Origin of the sequence: Shewanella sp. Shew256, assembly GCF_002196695.1 — a bacterium.
Taxonomy (GTDB): Bacteria; Pseudomonadota; Gammaproteobacteria; order Enterobacterales; family Shewanellaceae; genus Shewanella; species Shewanella mangrovisoli.
In genome coordinates this window covers 21166-42258 of sequence record NZ_NAJR01000003.1, presented here as the reverse complement: position 1 = coordinate 42258, position 21093 = coordinate 21166, and the positions used below count along the sequence as shown (strand labels likewise).

16 protein-coding genes and 6 tRNA genes are annotated in these 21093 nt (G+C 48.3%); 20 read left to right on the top strand and 2 right to left on the bottom strand.

Going from position 1 to position 21093, the window contains the following annotated elements; translation table 11 throughout:
• The first annotated feature begins 38 nt into the window (after positions 1 to 38).
• The 9 genes from eno to rpoS all read left to right on the top strand — a co-directional run bounded on the left by eno (position 39) and on the right by rpoS (position 7615).
• On the top strand, positions 39 to 1334 hold the full coding sequence (gene eno, locus B5P39_RS05900) for a phosphopyruvate hydratase (protein ID WP_011621904.1): 1296 nt from the start codon (positions 39 to 41) through the stop codon (positions 1332 to 1334).
• Positions 1335 to 1434: 100 nt separating this feature from the next.
• Positions 1435 to 1734 carry a cell division protein FtsB gene (gene ftsB / locus B5P39_RS05895; protein WP_011625569.1) on the top strand — a complete coding sequence of 100 codons (300 nt, stop codon included), beginning with the start codon at positions 1435 to 1437 and terminating at the stop codon, positions 1732 to 1734.
• A 10-nt stretch (positions 1735 to 1744) separates the two neighbouring features.
• Positions 1745 to 2494 carry a 2-C-methyl-D-erythritol 4-phosphate cytidylyltransferase gene (gene ispD, locus B5P39_RS05890; protein WP_088210809.1) on the top strand — a complete coding sequence of 250 codons (750 nt, stop codon included), beginning with the start codon at positions 1745 to 1747 and terminating at the stop codon, positions 2492 to 2494.
• 51 nt (positions 2495 to 2545) lie between these two features.
• Positions 2546 to 3025, top strand: a complete 480-nt coding sequence (gene ispF / locus B5P39_RS05885) for a 2-C-methyl-D-erythritol 2,4-cyclodiphosphate synthase (RefSeq protein WP_011621907.1) — start codon at positions 2546 to 2548, stop codon at positions 3023 to 3025.
• 29 nt (positions 3026 to 3054) lie between these two features.
• Positions 3055 to 4182 carry a tRNA pseudouridine(13) synthase TruD gene (gene truD / locus B5P39_RS05880; protein ID WP_088210808.1) on the top strand — a complete coding sequence of 376 codons (1128 nt, stop codon included), beginning with the start codon at positions 3055 to 3057 and terminating at the stop codon, positions 4180 to 4182.
• A complete protein-coding gene (gene surE, locus B5P39_RS05875) occupies positions 4179 to 4928 on the top strand; it encodes a 5'/3'-nucleotidase SurE (RefSeq protein WP_088210807.1) in 750 nt (249 codons plus the stop codon). The genes truD and surE overlap by 4 nt, the downstream gene beginning before the upstream one ends.
• A complete protein-coding gene (locus B5P39_RS05870) occupies positions 4925 to 5560 on the top strand; it encodes a protein-L-isoaspartate(D-aspartate) O-methyltransferase (RefSeq protein WP_011621910.1) in 636 nt (211 codons plus the stop codon). Before surE ends, B5P39_RS05870 begins: the two co-directional genes overlap by 4 nt.
• 97 nt (positions 5561 to 5657) lie before the next feature.
• Positions 5658 to 6554: a peptidoglycan DD-metalloendopeptidase family protein gene (locus B5P39_RS05865; RefSeq protein ID WP_088210806.1), complete on the top strand. Its 897-nt coding sequence runs from the start codon at positions 5658 to 5660 to the stop codon at positions 6552 to 6554.
• An 80-nt stretch (positions 6555 to 6634) separates the two neighbouring features.
• The gene (gene rpoS, locus B5P39_RS05860) at positions 6635 to 7615 is read left to right on the top strand and encodes an RNA polymerase sigma factor RpoS (RefSeq protein WP_011621912.1); all 981 of its coding nucleotides are present in this window, start codon (positions 6635 to 6637) and stop codon (positions 7613 to 7615) included.
• Positions 7616 to 7811: 196 nt separating this feature from the next.
• Here rpoS and mutS read toward each other — a convergent pair whose 3' ends face one another.
• On the bottom strand, positions 7812 to 10397 hold the full coding sequence (gene mutS / locus B5P39_RS05855; protein ID WP_088210805.1) for a DNA mismatch repair protein MutS: 2586 nt from the start codon (positions 10395 to 10397) through the stop codon (positions 7812 to 7814).
• 381 nt (positions 10398 to 10778) lie between these two features.
• Between mutS and recA the strand changes: the two genes are divergently transcribed.
• The 11 genes from recA (at position 10779) to B5P39_RS05800 (ending at position 17772) form a co-directional block, all read left to right on the top strand.
• On the top strand, positions 10779 to 11852 hold the full coding sequence (recA, locus tag B5P39_RS05850) for a recombinase RecA (RefSeq protein ID WP_011716225.1): 1074 nt from the start codon (positions 10779 to 10781) through the stop codon (positions 11850 to 11852).
• 17 nt (positions 11853 to 11869) lie between these two features.
• Positions 11870 to 12337 carry a regulatory protein RecX gene (locus tag B5P39_RS05845; RefSeq protein ID WP_441347609.1) on the top strand — a complete coding sequence of 156 codons (468 nt, stop codon included), beginning with the start codon at positions 11870 to 11872 and terminating at the stop codon, positions 12335 to 12337.
• 275 nt (positions 12338 to 12612) lie between these two features.
• Entirely contained in the window at positions 12613 to 15237 is a 2625-nt protein-coding gene (gene alaS, locus B5P39_RS05840) for an alanine--tRNA ligase (RefSeq protein ID WP_088210803.1), read from the top strand.
• A gap of 9 nt (positions 15238 to 15246) precedes the next feature.
• Positions 15247 to 16503: an aspartate kinase gene (locus B5P39_RS05835; RefSeq protein ID WP_088210802.1), complete on the top strand. Its 1257-nt coding sequence runs from the start codon at positions 15247 to 15249 to the stop codon at positions 16501 to 16503.
• Between the two features lie 118 nt (positions 16504 to 16621).
• Positions 16622 to 16819: a carbon storage regulator CsrA gene (gene csrA / locus B5P39_RS05830; protein ID WP_006082602.1), complete on the top strand. Its 198-nt coding sequence runs from the start codon at positions 16622 to 16624 to the stop codon at positions 16817 to 16819.
• A gap of 203 nt (positions 16820 to 17022) precedes the next feature.
• A tRNA-Ser gene (locus B5P39_RS05825) sits at positions 17023 to 17114 on the top strand.
• Positions 17115 to 17132: 18 nt separating this feature from the next.
• Positions 17133 to 17209 (top strand) — tRNA-Arg (locus tag B5P39_RS05820).
• Between the two features lie 28 nt (positions 17210 to 17237).
• Positions 17238 to 17314: transfer RNA gene (locus tag B5P39_RS05815), tRNA-Arg, on the top strand.
• 82 nt (positions 17315 to 17396) lie between these two features.
• Positions 17397 to 17473 (top strand) — tRNA-Arg (locus B5P39_RS05810).
• Between the two features lie 36 nt (positions 17474 to 17509).
• Positions 17510 to 17601, top strand: a tRNA-Ser gene (locus B5P39_RS05805).
• 94 nt (positions 17602 to 17695) lie between these two features.
• Positions 17696 to 17772: transfer RNA gene (locus tag B5P39_RS05800), tRNA-Arg, on the top strand.
• A 434-nt stretch (positions 17773 to 18206) separates the two neighbouring features.
• Here B5P39_RS05800 and B5P39_RS05795 read toward each other — a convergent pair.
• On the bottom strand, positions 18207 to 21083 hold the full coding sequence (locus tag B5P39_RS05795) for a valine--tRNA ligase (RefSeq protein WP_088210801.1): 2877 nt from the start codon (positions 21081 to 21083) through the stop codon (positions 18207 to 18209).
• Positions 21084 to 21093: the final 10 nt, after the last annotated feature.

The following is a 21093-nucleotide window of genomic DNA, read 5'->3' as shown; positions in this document are numbered from 1 at the left end:
TTTTTTCTTTTCTCTTTTAAACTTAAATCGAGGGTAATATGGCTAAGATTATTAACGTGATTGGTCGCGAGATTATGGATTCTCGTGGTAACCCAACAGTTGAAGCCGAAGTGCATTTAGAAGGTGGTTTTATCGGTATGGCGGCTGCGCCATCTGGTGCCTCTACCGGTAGCCGCGAAGCGCTGGAACTGCGTGATGGCGACAAGAGCCGTTACTTAGGTAAAGGTGTATTAACGGCTGTGGCTAACGTAAACGGTCCTATCCGTGCGGCGTTAATCGGTAAAGATGCGACTGCACAGGCTGAGCTTGATCAAATCATGATCGACTTAGACGGCACTGAAAACAAAGACAAGTTAGGCGCTAACGCGATTCTGGCTGTGTCTTTAGCGGCGGCTAAAGCGGCTGCAGCATTCAAAGGCATGCCTCTATACGCTCACATTGCGGAATTAAACGGCACTCCTGGCCAATACGCTATGCCAGTACCTATGATGAACATCCTTAACGGTGGTGAGCACGCTGATAACAACGTTGATATCCAAGAGTTCATGGTTCAACCTGTTGGCGCGAAAAACTTCCGCGAAGCCTTACGTATGGGCGCTGAGATTTTCCACACCCTGAAGAAAGTACTGCACGGTAAAGGTTTAAGCACTTCTGTGGGTGACGAAGGTGGTTTCGCACCTAACCTGTCTTCTAACGCTGATGCATTAGCGGTAATCAAAGAAGCCGTTGAATTAGCAGGTTACAAGCTGGGTACCGACGTGACTCTGGCATTAGACTGCGCTGCTTCTGAGTTCTACAAAGACGGTAAATATGACCTGTCTGGCGAAGGCAAAGTATTCGATTCAAACGGTTTCTCTGACTTCCTGAAATCACTGACTGAGCAATATCCAATCGTCTCGATTGAAGACGGTCTGGACGAGTCAGATTGGGATGGTTGGGCATACCAAACTAAGATCATGGGTGACAAGATCCAATTAGTGGGCGACGATTTATTCGTAACTAACACTAAGATCTTAACCCGTGGTATCGAGAACGGCATCGCTAACTCAATCCTGATCAAGTTCAACCAAATCGGTTCATTAACTGAAACCTTAGCGGCTATCCGTATGGCAAAAGCGGCGGGTTACACTGCGGTGATTTCACACCGTAGCGGTGAAACTGAAGACGCGACTATCGCTGATTTAGCGGTAGGTACTGCGGCTGGCCAAATCAAGACCGGTTCACTGTGCCGTTCTGACCGTGTTGCTAAATACAACCAATTGCTGCGTATCGAAGAGCAATTAGGTGAAAAAGCGCCATACCGCGGTTTGAAAGAAATCAAAGGTCAGGCGTAATTTAGTCGTCTGATGTAAAAAGGCCACCACTTGGTGGCCTTTTTTGTTGTACTATCTGCAGTATATTTTTTTAATTCAAGATACTGACGCTAATTCCTCCATGAAATTCTTTGTCATTGCACTCATAGTGCTTCTCGGTTTGCTGCAATATCGGCTGTGGTCGGGTGATAATAGCCTGCCCGAATACTTTGTTCTGCAAAAACAGATCGCGGCTCAGCAAGAAGGTAATGCAAAACTCAATGAGCGTAATCAAGTGCTTAAAGAGGAAATTATCGACCTTAAGAGCGGTACCGAAGCGATTGAAGAGCGGGCGCGTAACGAGCTAGGCATGGTGAAAGAAGGCGAAACCTTCTATCGCGTGGTGGGCGGTGACCGTTCAGTATCGAGTCCCTCGCAGTAACGGAGCGCCTATGGATACCGTATTAGAAGCCGCGCCGCAGGTCGAAACCCAAGTTGCAGTTCAAATTGATCCTTTCTCGCACCATGTGGTGGCGATTGTGCCCGCCGCGGGGATTGGTAGCCGTATGGGCGCTGGCAAACCCAAACAATATTTAACCTTGCTGGGACAAAGCATTCTGGCTCATACCTTAGATAAGTTATTGTCCCATCCGCAAATTAACCAAGTGATTGTGGCGCTGCACCCTGAGGATACTGAGTTTGCCGCGTTGCCTCAGGCCAAGCATCCCAAGCTGGTGACTGTTATTGGCGGCTCTGAGCGCGCCGACTCTGTACTCGCGGCCCTTGATAAGGCGCCTGATAATGGTTGGGCTTTAGTTCACGATGCGGCCAGACCCTGCCTGACGGCGCAAGACATAGATAAATTGCTAGCATCGCGGGTGCACTTTCCCCAAGGGGCGATTTTAGCCATGCCTGTGCGGGATACCATGAAGCGCGCCAATAGCTTAGGTGAAATTAGCTCGACCGTTTGCCGCGATAATCTCTGGCATGCGTTGACGCCGCAGTTATTCCCAACTTCCTTGTTGCGATTACATTTAAAAGCCGCGCTTGCCGCGGGGGCAGTCGTGACCGATGAAGCCTCGGCGATGGAGTGGGCGGGCATTTCCCCAGGTTTAGTCGCGGGGCGGGCGGATAACATTAAAGTCACCCATCCCGATGATTTGGAGTTGGCAGAGCTTTTTTTACTGCGCGCGAATGCTTGAAGCCAAGTAGAGTGAATTGCGCAATCTATTAAATACGTTAGGAAATAAGTAATGAAAATCCGAATCGGCCATGGTTTTGATGTCCATAAATTTGGTGAAGCGCGCCCGTTAATTTTATGTGGGGTCGAAGTCCCTTACGAAACTGGGTTGGTGGCTCATTCCGACGGTGATGTGGTGTTGCATGCCATCTCCGATGCCATTCTAGGGGCGATGGCCCTTGGGGATATTGGTAAACATTTCCCCGATACCGATGCCGCCTATAAGGGCGCCGACAGCCGCGTCTTGCTGCGACACTGTTATGCGTTAGCGCGGGCGAAGGGATTTGAGCTGGGTAATCTGGATGTCACTATCATTGCTCAGGCACCTAAGATGGCGCCGCATATCGAGGATATGCGCCAAGTGTTGGCGGCCGATCTTAATGCTGACATTGCCGATATCAACGTTAAGGCCACCACCACAGAAAAACTCGGCTTTACCGGCCGTAAAGAAGGCATTGCGGTCGAAGCCGTCGTATTACTCAGCCGCCAATAGCCTGAAACTTTAAGAGATAAGAAAGACCCATGAGCGAACTACATTACCTGTACGGCAAACCGACGGCCACCGCCGATTTAAGAACCGTAAACAGCGACTTTATCGTGAAAGAGATTTTGCCTTTTAGCCCGTCGGGCGAGGGCGAGCATCATTTAGTCCACATTCGTAAGGATGGGCTGAATACGGTGCAAGTGGCTGAAATGCTGGCGAAGTTCGCTAAGGTTCATCCCAAAGAAGTGACCTATGCCGGACAAAAAGATAAAAATGCCATCACAGAACAGTGGTTTGGCATTCGTATCCCAGGTAAAGAAACCCCGGCGTGGAACGAGCTAAACAGCGAGCGTTTAACCATATTATCCAGTAGTCGCCACAGCAAAAAACTGCGTATTGGCGCGCTCTTGGGCAACCGTTTTATTCTTACCCTGCGCAATGTTACAAACGTGGAAGATATTATCAGCCGCATCGAAAAAGTCAGCCAAATTGGTGTGCCTAACTATTTCGGTGAGCAGCGTTTCGGTCACGATGGTAAAAACCTGGTGATGGGACGGCAAATGCTGGCGGGTAAAAAGGTGAAAGACCGTAATAAGCGCAGCATGTACCTGTCTGCGGTGCGCTCCAATCTGTTCAATACTGTCGTCTCCTATCGTTTGGCGAATCATGGCACTAAACCCTTAGCGGGGGATTGCGTGATGCTGGCGGGCAGTAAGAGCTTTTTCGTCACGCCTGAATGGGACTTAGTAGTATTAAAGCGCTTAATTGAGAAAGATATTCAGCTTTCTGCGCCACTTTGGGGGCGCGGGAAAATGCTGCCGCAGGGCGAAGCCGCCGAGGTTGAAACCCTTGCCATGGCAGAGCTGAGCGAAGATTGCTATGGCCTTGAGCATGCGGGGCTTGAGCAGGAGCGCCGTCCATTGCTGCTCGAACCTCAAGGCCTTAAATACGAGCAAACTGCGGATGGATTAGTGCTCGAATTTATCTTACCAGCAGGCAGCTTTGCGACATCGCTGTTAAGAGAGCTGGTGGATTATCAAGATGTGAAAGAGCTGCAATGGCAAGCGACAGTCTCGCCTGATGCGAATGCTGCTGAAACAAACACAGCATCAGAAACCGATTCAGCAGAGGCCATTACAACCGATAAGGGCGAGTCAGCTTTATGATCCGCATCTTAGTCAGTAATGATGATGGTGTGAATGCGCCGGGGATCAGAGCGTTAACCGAGGCGCTTGCCGAAATCGCCACAGTGATGACAGTTGCGCCCGATCGTAATTGTTCCGGCGCAAGTAACTCTTTAACCTTGACTAACCCATTAAGAATTAATAGGTTAGATAATGGTTATATTTCGGTTCACGGTACACCTACTGATTGCGTTCACTTAGCCATACGTGAGCTTTGTGATGGTGAGCCGGATATGGTGGTATCGGGCATTAATGCTGGCGCGAATATGGGGGATGACACTTTATATTCGGGTACAGTAGCGGCGGCGATGGAGGGGCGTTTTTTAGGTTTCCCCGCCGTTGCGATTTCGCTTAATGGTAAGGCATTAAAGCATTATCACACCGCGGCTGTGTATGCTCGGCGGATCGTGCAAGGGCTGTTAGCGCACCCGATTGCGAGCGATCAGATCCTCAATATCAATGTGCCCGATTTACCGCTCAATGAGATTAAAGGGATCAGGGTGACGCGCCTGGGTGCGCGGCATAAGGCCGAAGGCATAGTGCGAACCCAAGATCCTGCGGGACGAGAAATTTTCTGGCTTGGCCCACCGGGTGTTGAACAAGATGCGAGTGAAGGAACGGACTTCCATGCGGTAGCCCATGGTTATGTGTCGATCACTCCCTTAACCGTGGACTTGACTGCGTATAGACAATTATCGGTATTGCAAGATTGGGTAGATAAAATATGACTCGAGTTGCCTTAACATCGGCGGTGAATTTAGCTAAAAAGCTTCAGGAGGCGGGGATCCGCCATCCAGCCGTTCTTAAGGCAATATCCCATACCCCGCGCGAACTGTTTCTTGATAACGCGCTGGCCCATAAAGCCTACGAAAATACCGCCTTGCCCATAGGTCAAGGACAAACCATTTCTCAGCCTTATATCGTCGCGCGTATGACAGAGTTACTGCTGCAACATCAGCCGCAAAAGGTACTTGAGGTGGGAACGGGCTCTGGCTACCAAGCGGCAATCCTCGCGCAATTAGTGCCAGAACTGTGCACCATTGAGCGTATCAAAGGGTTACAGATCCAAGCGAGGCAAAGATTAAAGCGACTCGATCTGCATAATGTGTCATTTAAATATGGCGATGGCTGGCAGGGCTGGCCGAATCGCAGCCCCTTTGATGGCATTATGGTCACGGCGGCAGCGGCCAAGGTTCCCGAAGCCTTATTGTCCCAGCTAGCCGAAGGGGGCGTGCTGATCATCCCCGTTGGTGAAGAGACGCAGCAATTGATGCGCTTTACTCGCCGCTCGGACCGTTTTAGTTCCGAAGTGATAGAAACCGTCAAATTTGTTCCCTTGGTCAATGGCGAGCTCGCTTAAGTTATGCGCTTAAGTTTTTAGCTTTAGGTCACTTCGTTAAATACTTGACCTTTATAATTAAGTAAAACAGTAAGATAGCCCTAAAGAGGAGTTTTTATTGTTGAATGCGGGTTTACTCTTAAACCTCAGTTTAGTGTTGTTGCTTGCGGGCTGTAGCTTTCAGGCGAGTCGCCCCGCACCTGTCGAAAGTCTCTCCCACAGTTATTCCAAACATAACAAAGGCCACATTAAATCTAATTCATATAAAGTTAAGAAAGGTGACACCCTTTACTCGATCTCTTGGGCTGCAGGTAAAGATTTCGCCGAAATTGCTAAAATTAATCAATTAGATAAATCGTACACCATCTACCCTGGACAGATTTTATATTTAACGAATGATCGCGGGCAAAATGGCAAAGCTTCTACAACTTTAGGTGGAAGTAATTCAGCGTCTAAAGGGCAAAACAAAGCTAATTCTCTTGATAAACAATCAGCTAGTAACAATTCTTCCGCGAAAAACTTGTCAAGTGAACAGCAGAAAAAAACACTTGATCAGAAAGCCAAGCCTGCGTATTCTGCAACAAGCTCTCAACAAAATATTAACCCTTCGATCGTCGCCCCGACATCAACACTGCCAGACAGTGTCAGTCAGTGGCAATGGCCAGTAAGAGGTAAATTGATTGGGACATACTCTGCCAATGAGCAGGGAAATAAAGGAATTAAGATCGCAGGAAAACGCGGAGATATCATTAAAGCCGCTGCAGATGGGCGGGTGGTATACGCAGGTAGTGCTCTTAGGGGTTATGGTAATTTAGTGATTATTAAACATAGTGACGATTACCTTAGTGCCTATGCTCATGCAGATCAGATCTTAGTCGAAGAAAAGCAACATGTCCTCGCTGGACAGACAGTTGCAAAAATGGGCAGTACAGGTACTAATCAGGTAATGCTTCGCTTCGAGATCCGTTACCACGGTCAGTCTGTTAACCCACTTAACTATTTACCTAAGCAATGATTGTTTAGGGCCTTGTTGGCATGGAGGATAAAAAATTGCAGTAATTCAAGCAGTTTACATTAGGTTTGGGAGATTTGATCATGAGCCGCATAAATAGCACTGCCGCAGAAGAACTAGTAGATTTTTCCGTAGATACCGCAGAGTTTGATCTCGATAAAGAGGATATTGCCGCTGATTTAGTTCAAGAACTAGGACTCGAACAACAGGTTCAAGATGACCTGCAAAAAAATCTTGATGCCACCCAGCTCTATTTAGGTGAAATAGGGTTTTCCCCACTGCTTAGCGCAGAAGAAGAAGTTTACTTTTCCCGTAAGGCCTTAAAAGGCTGCGAAAAATCCCGTAATCGCATGATTGAGAGTAACCTGCGACTCGTGGTTAAAATTGCCCGTCGTTACAATAATCGCGGCCTAGCGCTGCTGGATTTAATCGAAGAGGGTAATCTTGGCTTGATCCGTGCGGTGGAAAAATTCGACCCAGAAAGAGGCTTCCGTTTCTCAACCTATGCGACTTGGTGGATCAGACAAACGATTGAACGTGCCATCATGAATCAAACCCGCACGATTCGCTTGCCAATCCATGTTGTAAAAGAACTCAACGTGTATTTACGTACGGCTCGGGAATTAGCGCAAAAACTTGACCACGAACCTACGGCAGAAGAAATTGCCGAGAAACTGCAAGTATCCAGTGTTGACGTTAGCCGTATGCTGAAGCTCAACGAGAAGATCACCTCTGTCGATATCCCCTTAGGTGGCGATAACGACAAGGCGTTACTCGATGTGCTTGCCGATGACGACAACGTAGGCCCAGACTACAAAGTACAAGATGAAGACATTTCAAACTCAGTGGTGAAATGGCTTAACGAACTCAATACCAAGCAAAGAGAAGTGTTAGCGCGCCGCTTTGGTTTGTTAGGTTATGAACCCTCAACCCTTGAAGACGTCGGTGCTGAAATTGGCCTCACCCGTGAACGTGTTCGCCAAATTCAAGTGGAAGCCCTAAAACGCCTACGTGATTTGCTGGGCGCTCAAGGTCTCTCCGTAGAGGCACTTTTTAGAAACTAAGGTTTAGAGACTAAAGTTTATAAATTAGGCTTAGAAATTAAGGTTCAGAGAGAAAAGTTAAGAGACTAAAGGTTAGAGATTAAGGTTTCGACATTTAGCCTTAAACCAGTTCAACAAGTCATAAAAAACGCCCAATATTCAGGGCGTTTTTTTATGCTTTCACGTTTATGCTATTGCACGTTTTTCACTCTATGTGTTAACTCAAGCGTTTTAGCTCGTAGAGTAAATCCAGCGCCTGTTTTGGGGTCAGGTTATCGGGATTGATGGCTTTTAATTTGCTGACGGCGGGATTCTCCACTGGCTCAGGCAGGGCGAGCAGGGTTTGGATCGGTGCCCTAGTGCCGTTAACATTAGCGCCTTCCACTTGATGATCGCGGCTCTCAAGCTGATGTAACTTGTGTTTTGCCGCCTTAATCACCCGAGCTGGCACCCCGGCAAGGGCCGCAACCTGTAAGCCATAACTCTTACTGGCCGCACCTTCTTGCACCGCATGCATAAAGGCGATGGTGTCTTCGTGCTCAATCGCATCGAGATGCACGTTATAGACGCCAGCCATGAGTTCCGGTAATTGTGTTAACTCGAAATAATGGGTCGCAAACAGCGTCATTGCGCCGACTTGCTGCGCTAAATATTCCGCTGCGGACCAAGCTAATGACAGGCCATCGTAGGTGGAGGTGCCACGGCCAATTTCATCCATCAAGACTAAACTTTGTGCGGTCGCATTATGGAGGATATTTGCCGTTTCAGTCATTTCCACCATAAAGGTTGAACGGCCAGAGGCGAGATCGTCAGAGGCGCCAATCCGAGTAAAAATCCGATCGATAGGGCCAATGATGGCGCGTTCTGCTGGCACAAAGCAGCCAATATGGGCCATTAGGGTGATAAGCGCCACTTGGCGCATGTAGGTTGATTTACCGCCCATGTTTGGACCGGTAACAATTAACATCCGGCGTTGATTGTGCAGGGTGACAGGGTTGGCGATAAAAGGCGTTTGACTCACACGCTCAACCACAGGGTGGCGACCCGCTTCGATTTTTACTCCGATTTCGCTGCTCAGTTCTGGGCAGGTATAGCCTAAGGTTTCGGCACGTTCGGCAAAGTTACTCAGTACATCGAGTTCGGCCGCCGCTCTGGCAAAGGCTTGTAGCTCATGCAACTTGGGGAGGATTAAATCAAACAATTCGTCCCAAAGTTGTTTTTCAAGGGCGAGCGCCTTACCTTGGCTCGACAGCACTTTTTCTTCGTATTCCTTAAGTTCAGGCGTGATGTAACGCTCCATATTCTTAAGGGTTTGACGGCGCTGGTAATTTAATGGCACTTGCTGTGATTGCAGGCGGCTGACTTCGATATAGTAGCCATGGACTCGGTTGTAGCCAACCTTCAGTGTGGCAATGCCGGTACGCTCTTTTTCACGTGCCTCGAGCTGAACTAGATAATCTGTGGCTCCTTCACTTAAGCCACGCCATTCATCTAACTCGGCATTGTAGCCTTCGCGGATCACGCCGCCATCACGGATAAGCATGGGCGGGTTATCGACAATGGCGCGCTCAAGCAGCTGTTGCTCTTCGGGAAATTCACCTAAGAGTTGGCCTAGTTTCACCGTATGTGGCGCATTTAGCTGCGCGAGTGACTGCTGCAACCGAGGCAATAGGTTTAATGCTTGGCGTAGACGGGCAAAATCCCTTGGACGTGCGGTACGCAGTGCAAGCCTTGCCATGATACGTTCGATATCGCCTAGGGCTTTAAGTTGCTCATGCAATGATTCATGGGCCGTGCTCTCGAGTAATTCATTCACGGCCGTTTGGCGAGCAAAAATCTGCGCATGGTCTCTTAGCGGCTGATGGATCCAGCGTTGCAACATCCGGCTGCCCATCGCAGTGGCTGTGTTGTCGAGCACGGCTGCTAGGGTGTTATCTCGACCACCACTCAAATTTTGTGTCAGCTCGAGATTACGGCGCGTTGCTGCATCCAAGACAATCGTATCGGTTTGATTGAAACGGGTAATGGCATTGATATGGGGCAGGGCAGTGCGCTGGGTGTCTTTCACATATTGCATTAAGCAGCCAGCCGCTTGCAGCGAAAGCCTTGCATCGGTAATCCCAAAGCCGTGCAAATCCTTAGTGCCAAATTGAGCCAGCAGCAGTTTAATGCTGGTATCGTAATCAAACTCCCACTCGGGGCGGCGACGCTTGCCTTTAAAATGATGCAATAACTCCATCGCGCCAAAATCTTCGCTATAGAGAATTTCGACCGGATTAGTACGTTGCAGCTCGGCTTCGAGGGACTCCTTCGTTTCTAATTCGGCAATCACGAAGCGGCCGGAAGACACATCGAGGGTCGCGTAGCCAAAACCAACTTTACCTTGGTAAACCGCGGCTAACAGATTGTCTTGTCTCTCCTGCAATAGCGCTTCGTCGGTCAAAGTACCTGGGGTGACAATGCGCACCACTTTTCGCTCAACCGGGCCTTTTGAGGTAGCAGGGTCGCCAATCTGCTCACAGATCGCGACCGATTGACCAATTTGAACCAATTTGGCTAGATAGCCTTCAACCGCATGGTAAGGGATACCCGCCATCGGGATAGGATCGCCACCACTTTTGCCACGGGCCGTAAGGGAAATGCCCAATAATTCTGAGGCTCGTTTTGCGTCATCATAGAAGAGTTCATAGAAGTCACCCATACGATAAAACAGCAGCATGTCGTGATGCTCTGCTTTCATGGTCAAATATTGACGCATCATGGGGGTATGTTTTTCTAAATCATCGGTATCTATAGGATTCATTAAATCGTTTTCGTCCGTTATGCCGGCCCAAAGCGGGAAAATAAGTCGTACAGTAATGGGATAAAAATCAGTGGATGTGTACTATTACTGTCTAAAATAAATTGACGCCAATCTTAGCAATAATTTTCTGAAAATTGACCCTTAAACCATGGATATTCACTGATATCCTGACAAATCTGCAGCACGAGTCGGTAAAAGCTTGTCTCAACGGGAAAATTTTCTGACTGAAAAATAAATCATTCACAGGTCTTGATACTGTATGATTGTACAGTATACTAGTCAGCAGATTATGACAAAGAGCCTCGCTTTTTGTATTACCCGCTTTATTAAATTGAATATCACTTTTGACAGTACTGATACTGTCTTGATGAGGGAACAGGAATGAAGGTCGATCCAAACAAAGAGAAAGCACTTGCTGCGGTATTGAGCCAAATTGAAAAGCAATTTGGTAAAGGCTCCATCATGAAGCTGGGCGAAGACCGCTCTATGGATGTTGAGACTATTTCTACTGGTTCACTTTCCCTTGACGTCGCCTTAGGGGCTGGCGGTTTACCAATGGGACGTATCGTTGAGATCTATGGTCCCGAATCATCAGGTAAAACGACGCTGACATTAGAAGTGATTGCCGCTGCTCAGCGCGAAGGTAAAACCTGTGCCTTTATCGACGCCGAGCACGCGCTAGACCCTATTTATGCTAAAAAGTTAGGCGTAGATATCGATAACTTACTGTGTTCACAACCCGATACCGGCGAACAAGCCCTTGAGATCTGTGATGCGTTGACTCGTTCTGGCGCGGTAGATGTGATCATCGTTGACTCGGTTGCGGCATTAACACCCAAAGCGGAAATTGAAGGTGAAATTGGTGACTCACACATGGGCCTAGCGGCGCGTATGATGAGCCAAGCGATGCGTAAGCTCGCGGGTAACCTCAAGCAATCGAATACACTGTTAATCTTCATCAACCAAATTCGTATGAAGATTGGTGTGATGTTTGGTAACCCAGAAACCACAACGGGCGGTAACGCGCTGAAGTTCTACGCTTCTGTTCGTCTCGATATTCGCCGTACTGGTGCTATCAAAGAAGGCGATGAAGTGGTAGGTAACGAGACGCGCGTTAAAGTGGTTAAAAACAAGGTTGCTGCACCATTTAAGCAAGCTGAGTTCCAAATTCTTTACGGTCAAGGTATCAACCGTACCGGTGAATTAGTCGATTTAGGTGTGGCCCATAAACTGATCGAAAAAGCCGGTGCATGGTACAGCTACAAGGGTGACAAGATTGGTCAGGGTCGTGCAAATGCCGGTAAATATCTGACTGAAAACCCAGCAATTGCCGCTGAAATCGATAAAACACTGCGTGAGTTACTGCTGAGTAACCCAAGTGCGATGTCTTCATCTTCATCTGATGATGAAAACAGCGAAGGCAATGTTGATTTCGAAACAGGCGAAGTATTCTGAGCCAGTCAGCCCGTCAAATCGCGGTCGCGCTGTTAGCGCGCCGCGACTATTCCCGCCAAGAAATCCGCTCCAAACTGCTCGAAAAAGGCTTTGAGGTCGTTGATATCGATCCCGTGCTCGATGATTGTGAAGCATCAGGATTTATCAATGATAAGCGTTATGCCGAGCTTCTTGTTCGCAGCCATATTGCCCGTGGCCATGGGCCTATACGTATTCGCCAAGCCATTGCTCAAAAAGGGCTTTCAAAGGATTGTATCGAAGCTGCCTTATCTGCCAATGAGCATGATTGGTTTGAGCTAGCCAAAGTCAAAGCCATCAAAAAATATGTAACCCCTAAAGTCACCGAGATTAAAGGCTCGCAATCCCGGGAGTTAGTGGCAAAAGAAAAAGCCAAACGGGTGCGGTTTTTACTGAGCCAAGGCTTTAATTACGAACAAGTCTCCTACGCTTTAGATTACGACCCTTTGGCAGATAATGATGACTAACGTCATGGCATAAACTCGTAGCCCTTGGCTTGTCTGGTCATTGTCTTTTTCGTTCGGCCGACGTGCTGATCCGGCTTATCGACTCCTCTTTAGCGCTTGGCTTTTGTGATAAGCCATGTCTTAGCGGCAAACTCACCGAAAATATGAGATTCCTAAGCCTATATCGCTATTCAAGGCTGGTCGTCTTTCCTCAGTCTGCTTATAATGCTGGGCAAATAGAAATACGGCTACCTTATGGTGTAGCTGGTCATGCTTACCCAATTCAGGACGATTTCATGTATCAAACGACAGCAGCGCTTAGAAGTGCTTTCCTCGAATTTTTCCGCAGCAATGGTCACCAAGTTGTGGACAGTAGTTCTCTTGTACCAGGCAACGATCCCACGCTTTTATTCACCAACGCCGGTATGAACCAGTTCAAGGACGTGTTTCTTGGCATGGACAAACGTAGCTATACACGTGCGACCACTGCCCAACGCTGCGTCCGTGCGGGTGGTAAACACAACGATTTAGATAACGTTGGTTACACCGCGCGTCACCATACTTTCTTCGAAATGCTGGGTAACTTCAGCTTTGGTGATTACTTCAAAGAAGATGCGATTCACTTTGGTTGGACCTTCCTGACCGAAGTCTTGAAGCTGCCAAAGGAGCGTCTGTGTGTGACTGTGTACCAAACAGACGATGAAGCCTTTGAAATTTGGAATAAAAAGATTGGTGTTGCCGCTGAAAACATCATTCGTATTGGCGATAACAAGGGCGCGCCATACGCTTCAGATAACTTCTGGCAAATGGGTGACACAGGTCCTTGTGGCCCTTGTACCGAAATTTTCTATGATCACGGCGATCATATCTGGGGCGGACGTCCTGGTAGCCCAGAAGAAGATGGCGACCGTTTCATTGAAATCTGGAACATCGTATTCATGCAATACAATCGCCAAGCGTCTGGTGAAATGTTGCCGCTGCCAAAACCCTCTGTTGATACTGGTATGGGTATCGAGCGTATCGCTGCGATTATGCAAGGTGTGCATTCAAACTACGAAATCGATATTTTCCGCGCCTTGATTGCCAAAGCGGCCGAAATCATCGGTGTGACTGATTTATCTAACAAGTCACTGCGCGTTATTGCCGACCATATCCGTTCATGCGCCTTCTTAGTTGCCGATGGTGTGATGCCATCGAACGAAGGTCGTGGCTATGTACTGCGTCGTATTATTCGCCGTGCCGTGCGTCATGGTAACAAGTTAGGGGCAACCGAAGCCTTCTTCTACAAGTTAGTTCCGACGTTAATTGAAGTGATGGGCGATGCTGCTAAAGGTCTTGCCGATACCCAAGTGATTGTTGAAAAAGCCCTTAAAGCCGAAGAAGAGCAGTTTGCCCGTACGCTTGAGCGTGGTTTAGGTATTCTGGATAGCGCGTTAAACGAATTGCAGGGCGACACCTTAGACGGTGAGACTGTCTTCAAACTGTACGATACCTACGGCTTCCCTGTGGATTTAACCGCTGACGTATGCCGTGAGCGCAACATTATCGTCGACGAAGCGGGCTTCGAAGTCGCGATGGCTGAACAACGTAGCCGCGCTCAAGCCGCGGGTAACTTTGGCGCTGATTACAACGCAGCACTGAAAATTGATGCTGAAACCGCATTCTGTGGTTACTCAGAACTTACTGGTAATGCCAAAGTCACAGCACTTTACCTAAACGGTGAGTCAGTGCCTGCAATCAATGCGGGTGACGATGCCGTAGTGGTGCTCGATGTGACGCCATTCTACGCAGAATCAGGTGGTCAGGTTGGCGATAAAGGTGTTCTGGTAGCCGAAGGTGTTGAGTTCGTTGTAAACGACACCCAAAAATTCGGTCAAGCCTCTGGTCATAAGGGCACATTAACAGCTGGCACTATCAGTGTTGGTCAAGCCATTGAAGCCAAAGTGGATAAGAAACTGCGTCACCGTACTCAGTTAAACCACTCTGTAACTCACTTATTACACGCCGCACTGCGTCAAGTGTTGGGCACTCACGTTACTCAAAAAGGTTCGTTAGTTGACCCTGAGCGTTTACGTTTCGACTTCTCTCATTTCGAAGCGGTCAAGCCTGCTGAATTGAAGCAGGTTGAAGAGTTAGTCAACACCCAAATTCGCCGTAACCATGAGCTGAAAGTCGCTGAAATGGCGATTGATGAAGCCAAAGAAAAAGGCGCTATGGCGCTCTTTGGTGAGAAATATGATGCCGAGGTGCGTGTTGTCACTATGGGCGATTTCTCTATCGAGCTGTGTGGTGGTACTCACGTTGGCCGTACCGGTGACATTGGTCTGTTCAAAATTACCTCTGAAGGCGGTATCGCTGCGGGCGTTCGCCGTATTGAAGCGGTAACCGGCGCTGCGGCGATGGCCTATGTGGCACAGCAACAAGCGCAACTTGAAGAAGCAGCAGCTCTGCTTAAAGGCGATACCCAATCCGTTGTGGCCAAGCTGAAAGCGCAGCTGGATAAAATGAAGCAGCTTGAAAAAGATATGCAGCAACTGAAAGATAAGTTAGCTGCGGCTGCGAGTGCGGATTTAGCCGGTGATGCAGTTGTAGTTAATGGCGTAAATGTGCTGATTAAGAAACTTGAAGGCGTTGAAGCAGGTGCACTGCGTGGCCTGCAAGATGAGTTAAAGCAAAAGCTGAAATCCGCCGTTATCCTGCTCGGTGTGGCTCAAGAAGGCAAAGTGAACCTTATCGCGGGCGTGAGCAATGACTTAGTCGCTAAAGTGAAGGCCGGTGAACTGGTTGCTATGGTTGCTGCGCAGGTGGGTGGTAAAGGCGGTGGTCGCCCTGATATGGCCCAAGCGGGTGGTAGCCAACCAGAAAATCTGGATGCGGCACTGTCTCAAGTATTACCTTGGATTACTGAGCGTTTAGCTTAAGAGGTTGCTGTGCTCGAAAAACGAAAGCTTAGTGGTAGCAAGCTTTTTGTGAAGAAGTTTGGTGGCACTTCGGTGGGTTCGATTGAACGCATCGAAGTGGTTGCCGAGCAAATTGCAAAGTCCGCTCACAATGGTGAGCTGCAGGTCTTGGTACTTTCTGCGATGGCAGGGGAGACCAACAGACTATTTGCGCTTGCGGCGCAAATCGATCCCCGCGCGAGTGCGCGGGAACTCGATATGCTGGTCTCGACGGGAGAGCAAATCAGTATTGCGTTAATGGCGATGGCGTTACAACGTCGCGGCATAAACGCGAGATCCCTGACTGGCGATCAAGTCCAAATTCATACAAACAGTCAGTTTGGTCGGGCGAGTATTGAGCGTGTCGATACGACATACTTGACCTCCTTACTAAACGACGGCATTGTGCCGATTGTGGCTGGCTTTCAAGGTATCGATCCCAATGGTGATGTGACAACCTTAGGACGCGGTGGCTCAGATACTACAGCAGTGGCACTCGCTGCGGCGTTAAAAGCCGATGAATGCCAAATCTTTACCGATGTGCCTGGTGTCTTTACTACCGATCCGAATATCGACAGCAGTGCTAGACGCCTCGATGTGATTGGTTTTGATGTGATGCTAGAAATGGCTAAACTCGGCGCTAAGGTGTTGCATCCCGATTCGGTTGAATACGCACAACGTTTTAAAGTGCCACTGCGTGTCTTGTCGAGCTTTGAGGCGGGCCATGGGACATTGATCCAATTTGGTGATGAATCAGAGCTGGCGATGGCCGCATCCGTGCAAGGTATTGCAATTAATAAGGCGCTCGCGACCTTAACCATAAAAGGGTTGTTTACTAGCAGTGAGCATTATCAAGCCCTGTTAGCCTGCTTGGCACGGCTTGAGATCGATGTTGAGTTTATTACCCCGCTCAAGCTCAATGAAACCTCAGCAGCCGAATGTGTCAGTTTTATGCTGGCCGAAGCCAAGGTCGATATTTTATTGCACGAGCTAGAGCTTTTAAGCGAAAGTCTTGATCTAGGCCAATTGATTGTTGAGCGCCAACGTGCAAAAGTGTCTTTAGTTGGCAAAGGTTTACAGGCAAAAGTTGGATTATTGACTAAGATGTTAGATGTATTGGGTAATGAAACAATCCATGCTAAGTTACTTTCGACATCGGAGAGTAAATTGTCAACTGTGATCGATGAAAGGGACTTGCACAAGGCGGTTCGGGCGTTACATCACGCCTTTGAGCTAAATAAGGTGTAATTAAATAACTGTTTGAGTATTGAATACTATTAATTTGTACTCAGCTGACCCTATAATATGCCCATCTACCGGATGAGTGCCGTGTGTAAGCTGAATTAAGACATAAAGGAGCTATCGAATGCTGATTTTGACTCGTCGTGTTGGCGAAACACTGATGATTGGTGATGAAGTCACAGTTACAGTGCTAGGGGTAAAAGGCAATCAAGTGCGTATTGGTGTGAATGCACCGAAAGAGGTTTCTGTCCACCGTGAAGAGATCTACCAACGCATTCAATCTGAAAAATCAGGTACACCTTCAGAAGGTGGTAACTTTTAATACGGCGTTTAGGCGAGTATTAACGACATAGAAGAGTCAGTTTTTTAACTGGCTTTTTTATTTTTTGAACCGAAAGATTGGCGCAAATCAACACATTGGATTGATATAACAGCAATGTGATTAAAAACGCTTCAAACAGAAGTTGTTTCAGAAAAAGGGTTTGACTTATTTTCGTCAAACAGTAATATGTGCGCCAAGAAAACGGAGAGGTGGCCGAGTGGCCGAAGGCGCTCCCCTGCTAAGGGAGTATGGGCTTTATCTCCCATCGAGGGTTCGAATCCCTCCTTCTCCGCCATTTCTTACCGATAAAAGTGCGCGTGTAGCTCAGCTGGATAGAGTACCTGGCTACGAACCAGGCGGTCGGAGGTTCGAATCCTTCCACGCGCACCATTTTATTGAAGCAAGATAGATACAAGTCGCGCATGTAGCTCAGCTGGATAGAGTACCTGGCTACGAACCAGGCGGTCGGAGGTTCGACTCCTTCCATGCGCACCATCTCTGCATTAGTTATGTTTAACTCATCAGGTTTGAATTTCAGACGAAATTTTGTAATCAGTGCTTCAAGTAAGTATTTTAAGCGCGTGTAGCTCAGCTGGATAGAGTACCTGGCTACGAACCAGGCGGTCGGAGGTTCGAATCCTTCCACGCGCACCATTTTAGTAAGCATTAGCTTACAAATGCAGATTTTGCGGAGAGGTGGCCGAGTGGCCGAAGGCGCTCCCCTGCTAAGGGAGTATGGGCTTTATCTCCCATCGAGGGTTCGAATCCCTCCTTCTCCGCCATTCTATTCCTAGTGAATAGATTTAATTTGCGAGACTTAAGTGCTTCTTCTAGACTCAAGTCTGTCGGTAAGGTAGCAACTTACCCAGTATTTAAGCGCGTGTAGCTCAGCTGGATAGAGTACCTGGCTACGAACCAGGCGGTCGGAGGTTCGAATCCTTCCACGCGCACCATCTACTTAGTTAGATTTAGATAAGCCCTGCAAGCAATTGCAGGGCTTTTTTAATGGAATTTTTCTGCATAATATCGCTTCAATCCTTATCTCTTCCCATGCTTTAGCGCCTTGATAATACGCCTCTTACGCCTCGTTATGGTTAATTCAGTACCTATGTCTTAAGTGGTAATGCTTATCGCGCTGGCTTGCTGTTTGGAGCCTGATAAAGAGATAGCTGTAAGGGGTATGTTGACTTGCAAGATGGGCAGTAAGAGAGTGACGGAGAGATAAACATGGAACAAGGGATTGATGAGTGACTTTGCGTCTTAGGGGCGAGTCCTGATAGTGGTTTGAAGAGTGTTAACGCGATTTAGGATGGAGCAATTTAGGACGGGTTAGGGGGGAAATAAAAAGGGCTGTAAAATACAGCCCTTTTTAGCGTAGATGCCGTGATTAGGCTTCTAACTTAGCAAACTCGGCTTTTTGCTCTTTTAGTTTATCCATATCGCGGCTCAGATCGGCCATCTTAGCGCGCTCTTTATCAATGACGGCTGGCGGTGCTTTCGCCACGAAGCCTTCATTCGATAATTTACCCTCGATACGAGCAATCTCTTGAGTCAGCTTCTCAAGCTGCTTGTCGATGCGAGCCATTTCAGCAGCCACATCCACCAGACCTGCCATCGGAATCAATAATTCCATTTCGCCAATCAGACCTGTGGTCGACATAGGCGCCGTTTCACCTTCGCCAAGAATCGTCATACTCTCTAAGCGCGCAAGCGTTGTGAAGAAGGCTTGGTTAGCTTCAACACGGGCTTGGTCTTGGGCACTCACACCACGCAATAGGGCATTTAATGGCTTAGAAGGCGCGATATTGAGCTCTGCACGGATATTACGTACTGCAACAATCACTTGCTTAACCCACTCGAGGTCGGCCATCGCGGTCGCATCTACTTTGGCTGCATCATAGCTTGGGAATGGTGCCAGCATGATGGTGTCGCCTTGGGCGCCAGTCAGTGGTTTAACGCGTTGCCAGATGGTTTCAGTGATATATGGCATCATTGGGTGCATCAGACGTTGCATTGCTTCTAACACATTGACCAACGTATGGCGGGTGCCGCGCATTTGTGCTTCATTGCCGTTTTGCAGTACTGGCTTAGTTAACTCTAAGTACCAATCGCAGAACTGGTTCCAAGTGAACTCGTAGAGCGTGTTCGCTGCAAGGTCGAAGCGGTAGTTTGCCATGTGGTCGTCGTAGGTTTTTACGGTTTGGTTGAATAAACCGATAATCCAGCGATCCGCCAATGACAGTTCCATCTCGCCGCCTTGGTAATCCGGTGAGTTAGGGCCGCAATCTTGGCCTTCGGTATTCATCAGCACGTAGCGTGACGCGTTCCAAAGTTTGTTACAGAAGCTGCGGTAACCGTCTAAGCGCTTCATGTCCCAGTTGATATCACGGCCAGTTGAGGCCATTGCCGCTAGGGTAAAGCGCAGGGCATCGGTACCGTGGGCTTCGATACCATTTTCGAACTCTTTACGAGTGCTCTTTTCAATCTTGGCGGCCAGTTGTGGCTGCATCATATTGCCGGTACGTTTTTCAACGAGGGCTTCAAGATCGATACCGTCGATCATATCTAGCGGGTCAAGTACGTTGCCCTTAGATTTTGACATCTTGTTACCCGCTTCGTCGCGGATAAGACCAGTCACATAAACGGTTTTGAATGGTACCTGTGGCTTGCCGTCTTCATCTTTGATGAAGTGCATGGTCATCATGATCATACGGGCAACCCAGAAGAAGATGATGTCAAAACCTGTCACCAACACATCGGTCGGGTGGAAGGTTTTTAAATCTTCAACATTGTCAGGCCAGCCTAAGGTCGAGAATGTCCATAGGGCAGAGCTGAACCAAGTATCGAGTACGTCTTCATCTTGGCGCAGGGCGATAGCATCATCGATATTGTGCTTAGCACGCACTTCGGCTTCGTTGCGGCCAACATAAACCTTACCGTTAGCATCGTACCAAGCAGGGATGCGGTGACCCCACCATAATTGGCGAGAGATACACCAATCTTGAATGTCGCGCATCCAAGAGAAGTACATGTTTTCGTATTGCTGCGGCACGAACTTAATATCGCCATTTTCAACGGCTTCGATAGCGGTTTTCGCCATAGGTGCAACGGCGACGTACCATTGGTCGGTCAGCATAGGTTCGATTACTACGCCAGAGCGGTCACCGTAGGGCACTTTTAGGCCGTGTGGCGCGATTTTTTCGAGCAGACCTAAGGTTTCAAATTCGGCCACGATAGCATCACGAGCTTTGAAACGATCAAGGCCTGCGAAACGCTCTGGCAGGCTACCATCTAAGCTAGTGTTGATGGTGCCATCGGTATTGACGACTTCAGCGGATGCACGAATGGCTGCATCTAAGGTCAACACGTTGAACATAGGAAGTTTGTGACGTTTACCGACTTCATAGTCGTTAAAGTCGTGGGCAGGAGTGATCTTCACACAGCCTGTGCCAAACTCCATGTCTACATAGTCATCGGCAACGATAGGGATGCGACGATTAACAATTGGCAGCAGAATAAATTTGCCGATCAGCGCTTGATAACGCTCATCGTCTGGATGAACAGCAACTGCGCTATCGCCCAGCATAGTTTCTGGACGCGTGGTGGCGACTTCGAGGTAATCTTTACCGTCGGCAGTCAGCTCGCCATCGGCTAATGGATAACGCAGATGCCACATGTGGCCTTGCTTTTCTTTGTTTTCCACTTCGAGATCTGAAATCGCGGTGTGTAGCTTAGGATCCCAGTTCACTAAGCGTTTACCACGGTAAATCAAATCATCTTCATAGAGACGGACAAACACTTCTTGAACGGCTTTAGACAAGCCTTCGTCCATAGTGAAGCGCTCACGGTCCCAATCCACAGAGGCGCCCATACGACGTAGCTGCTTAGTGATGGTGCCGCCAGATTGCGCTTTCCATTCCCATACTTTTTCCATGAAAGCATCGCGGCCAAGGTCATGACGGCTCTTGCCTTCTTCGGCTTCAAGCTTACGCTCAACCAGCATTTGAGTCGCAATACCCGCATGGTCAGTACCGACTTGCCACAGGGTGTTTTTACCCTTCATACGTTGGTAGCGGATCAGTGTATCCATGATGGTATCTTGGAAAGCGTGGCCCATGTGCAAGCTGCCCGTCACGTTAGGTGGCGGGATCATGATGCAATAGTTGCCTTGTGAGGCATCGCCGTGGGGCTTAAAGTAACCTTGCTCTTCCCAGTTTTGGTAAAGAGTCTGCTCAATGGACTGAGGATCGTATGTTTTTTCCATGGGAACGTAT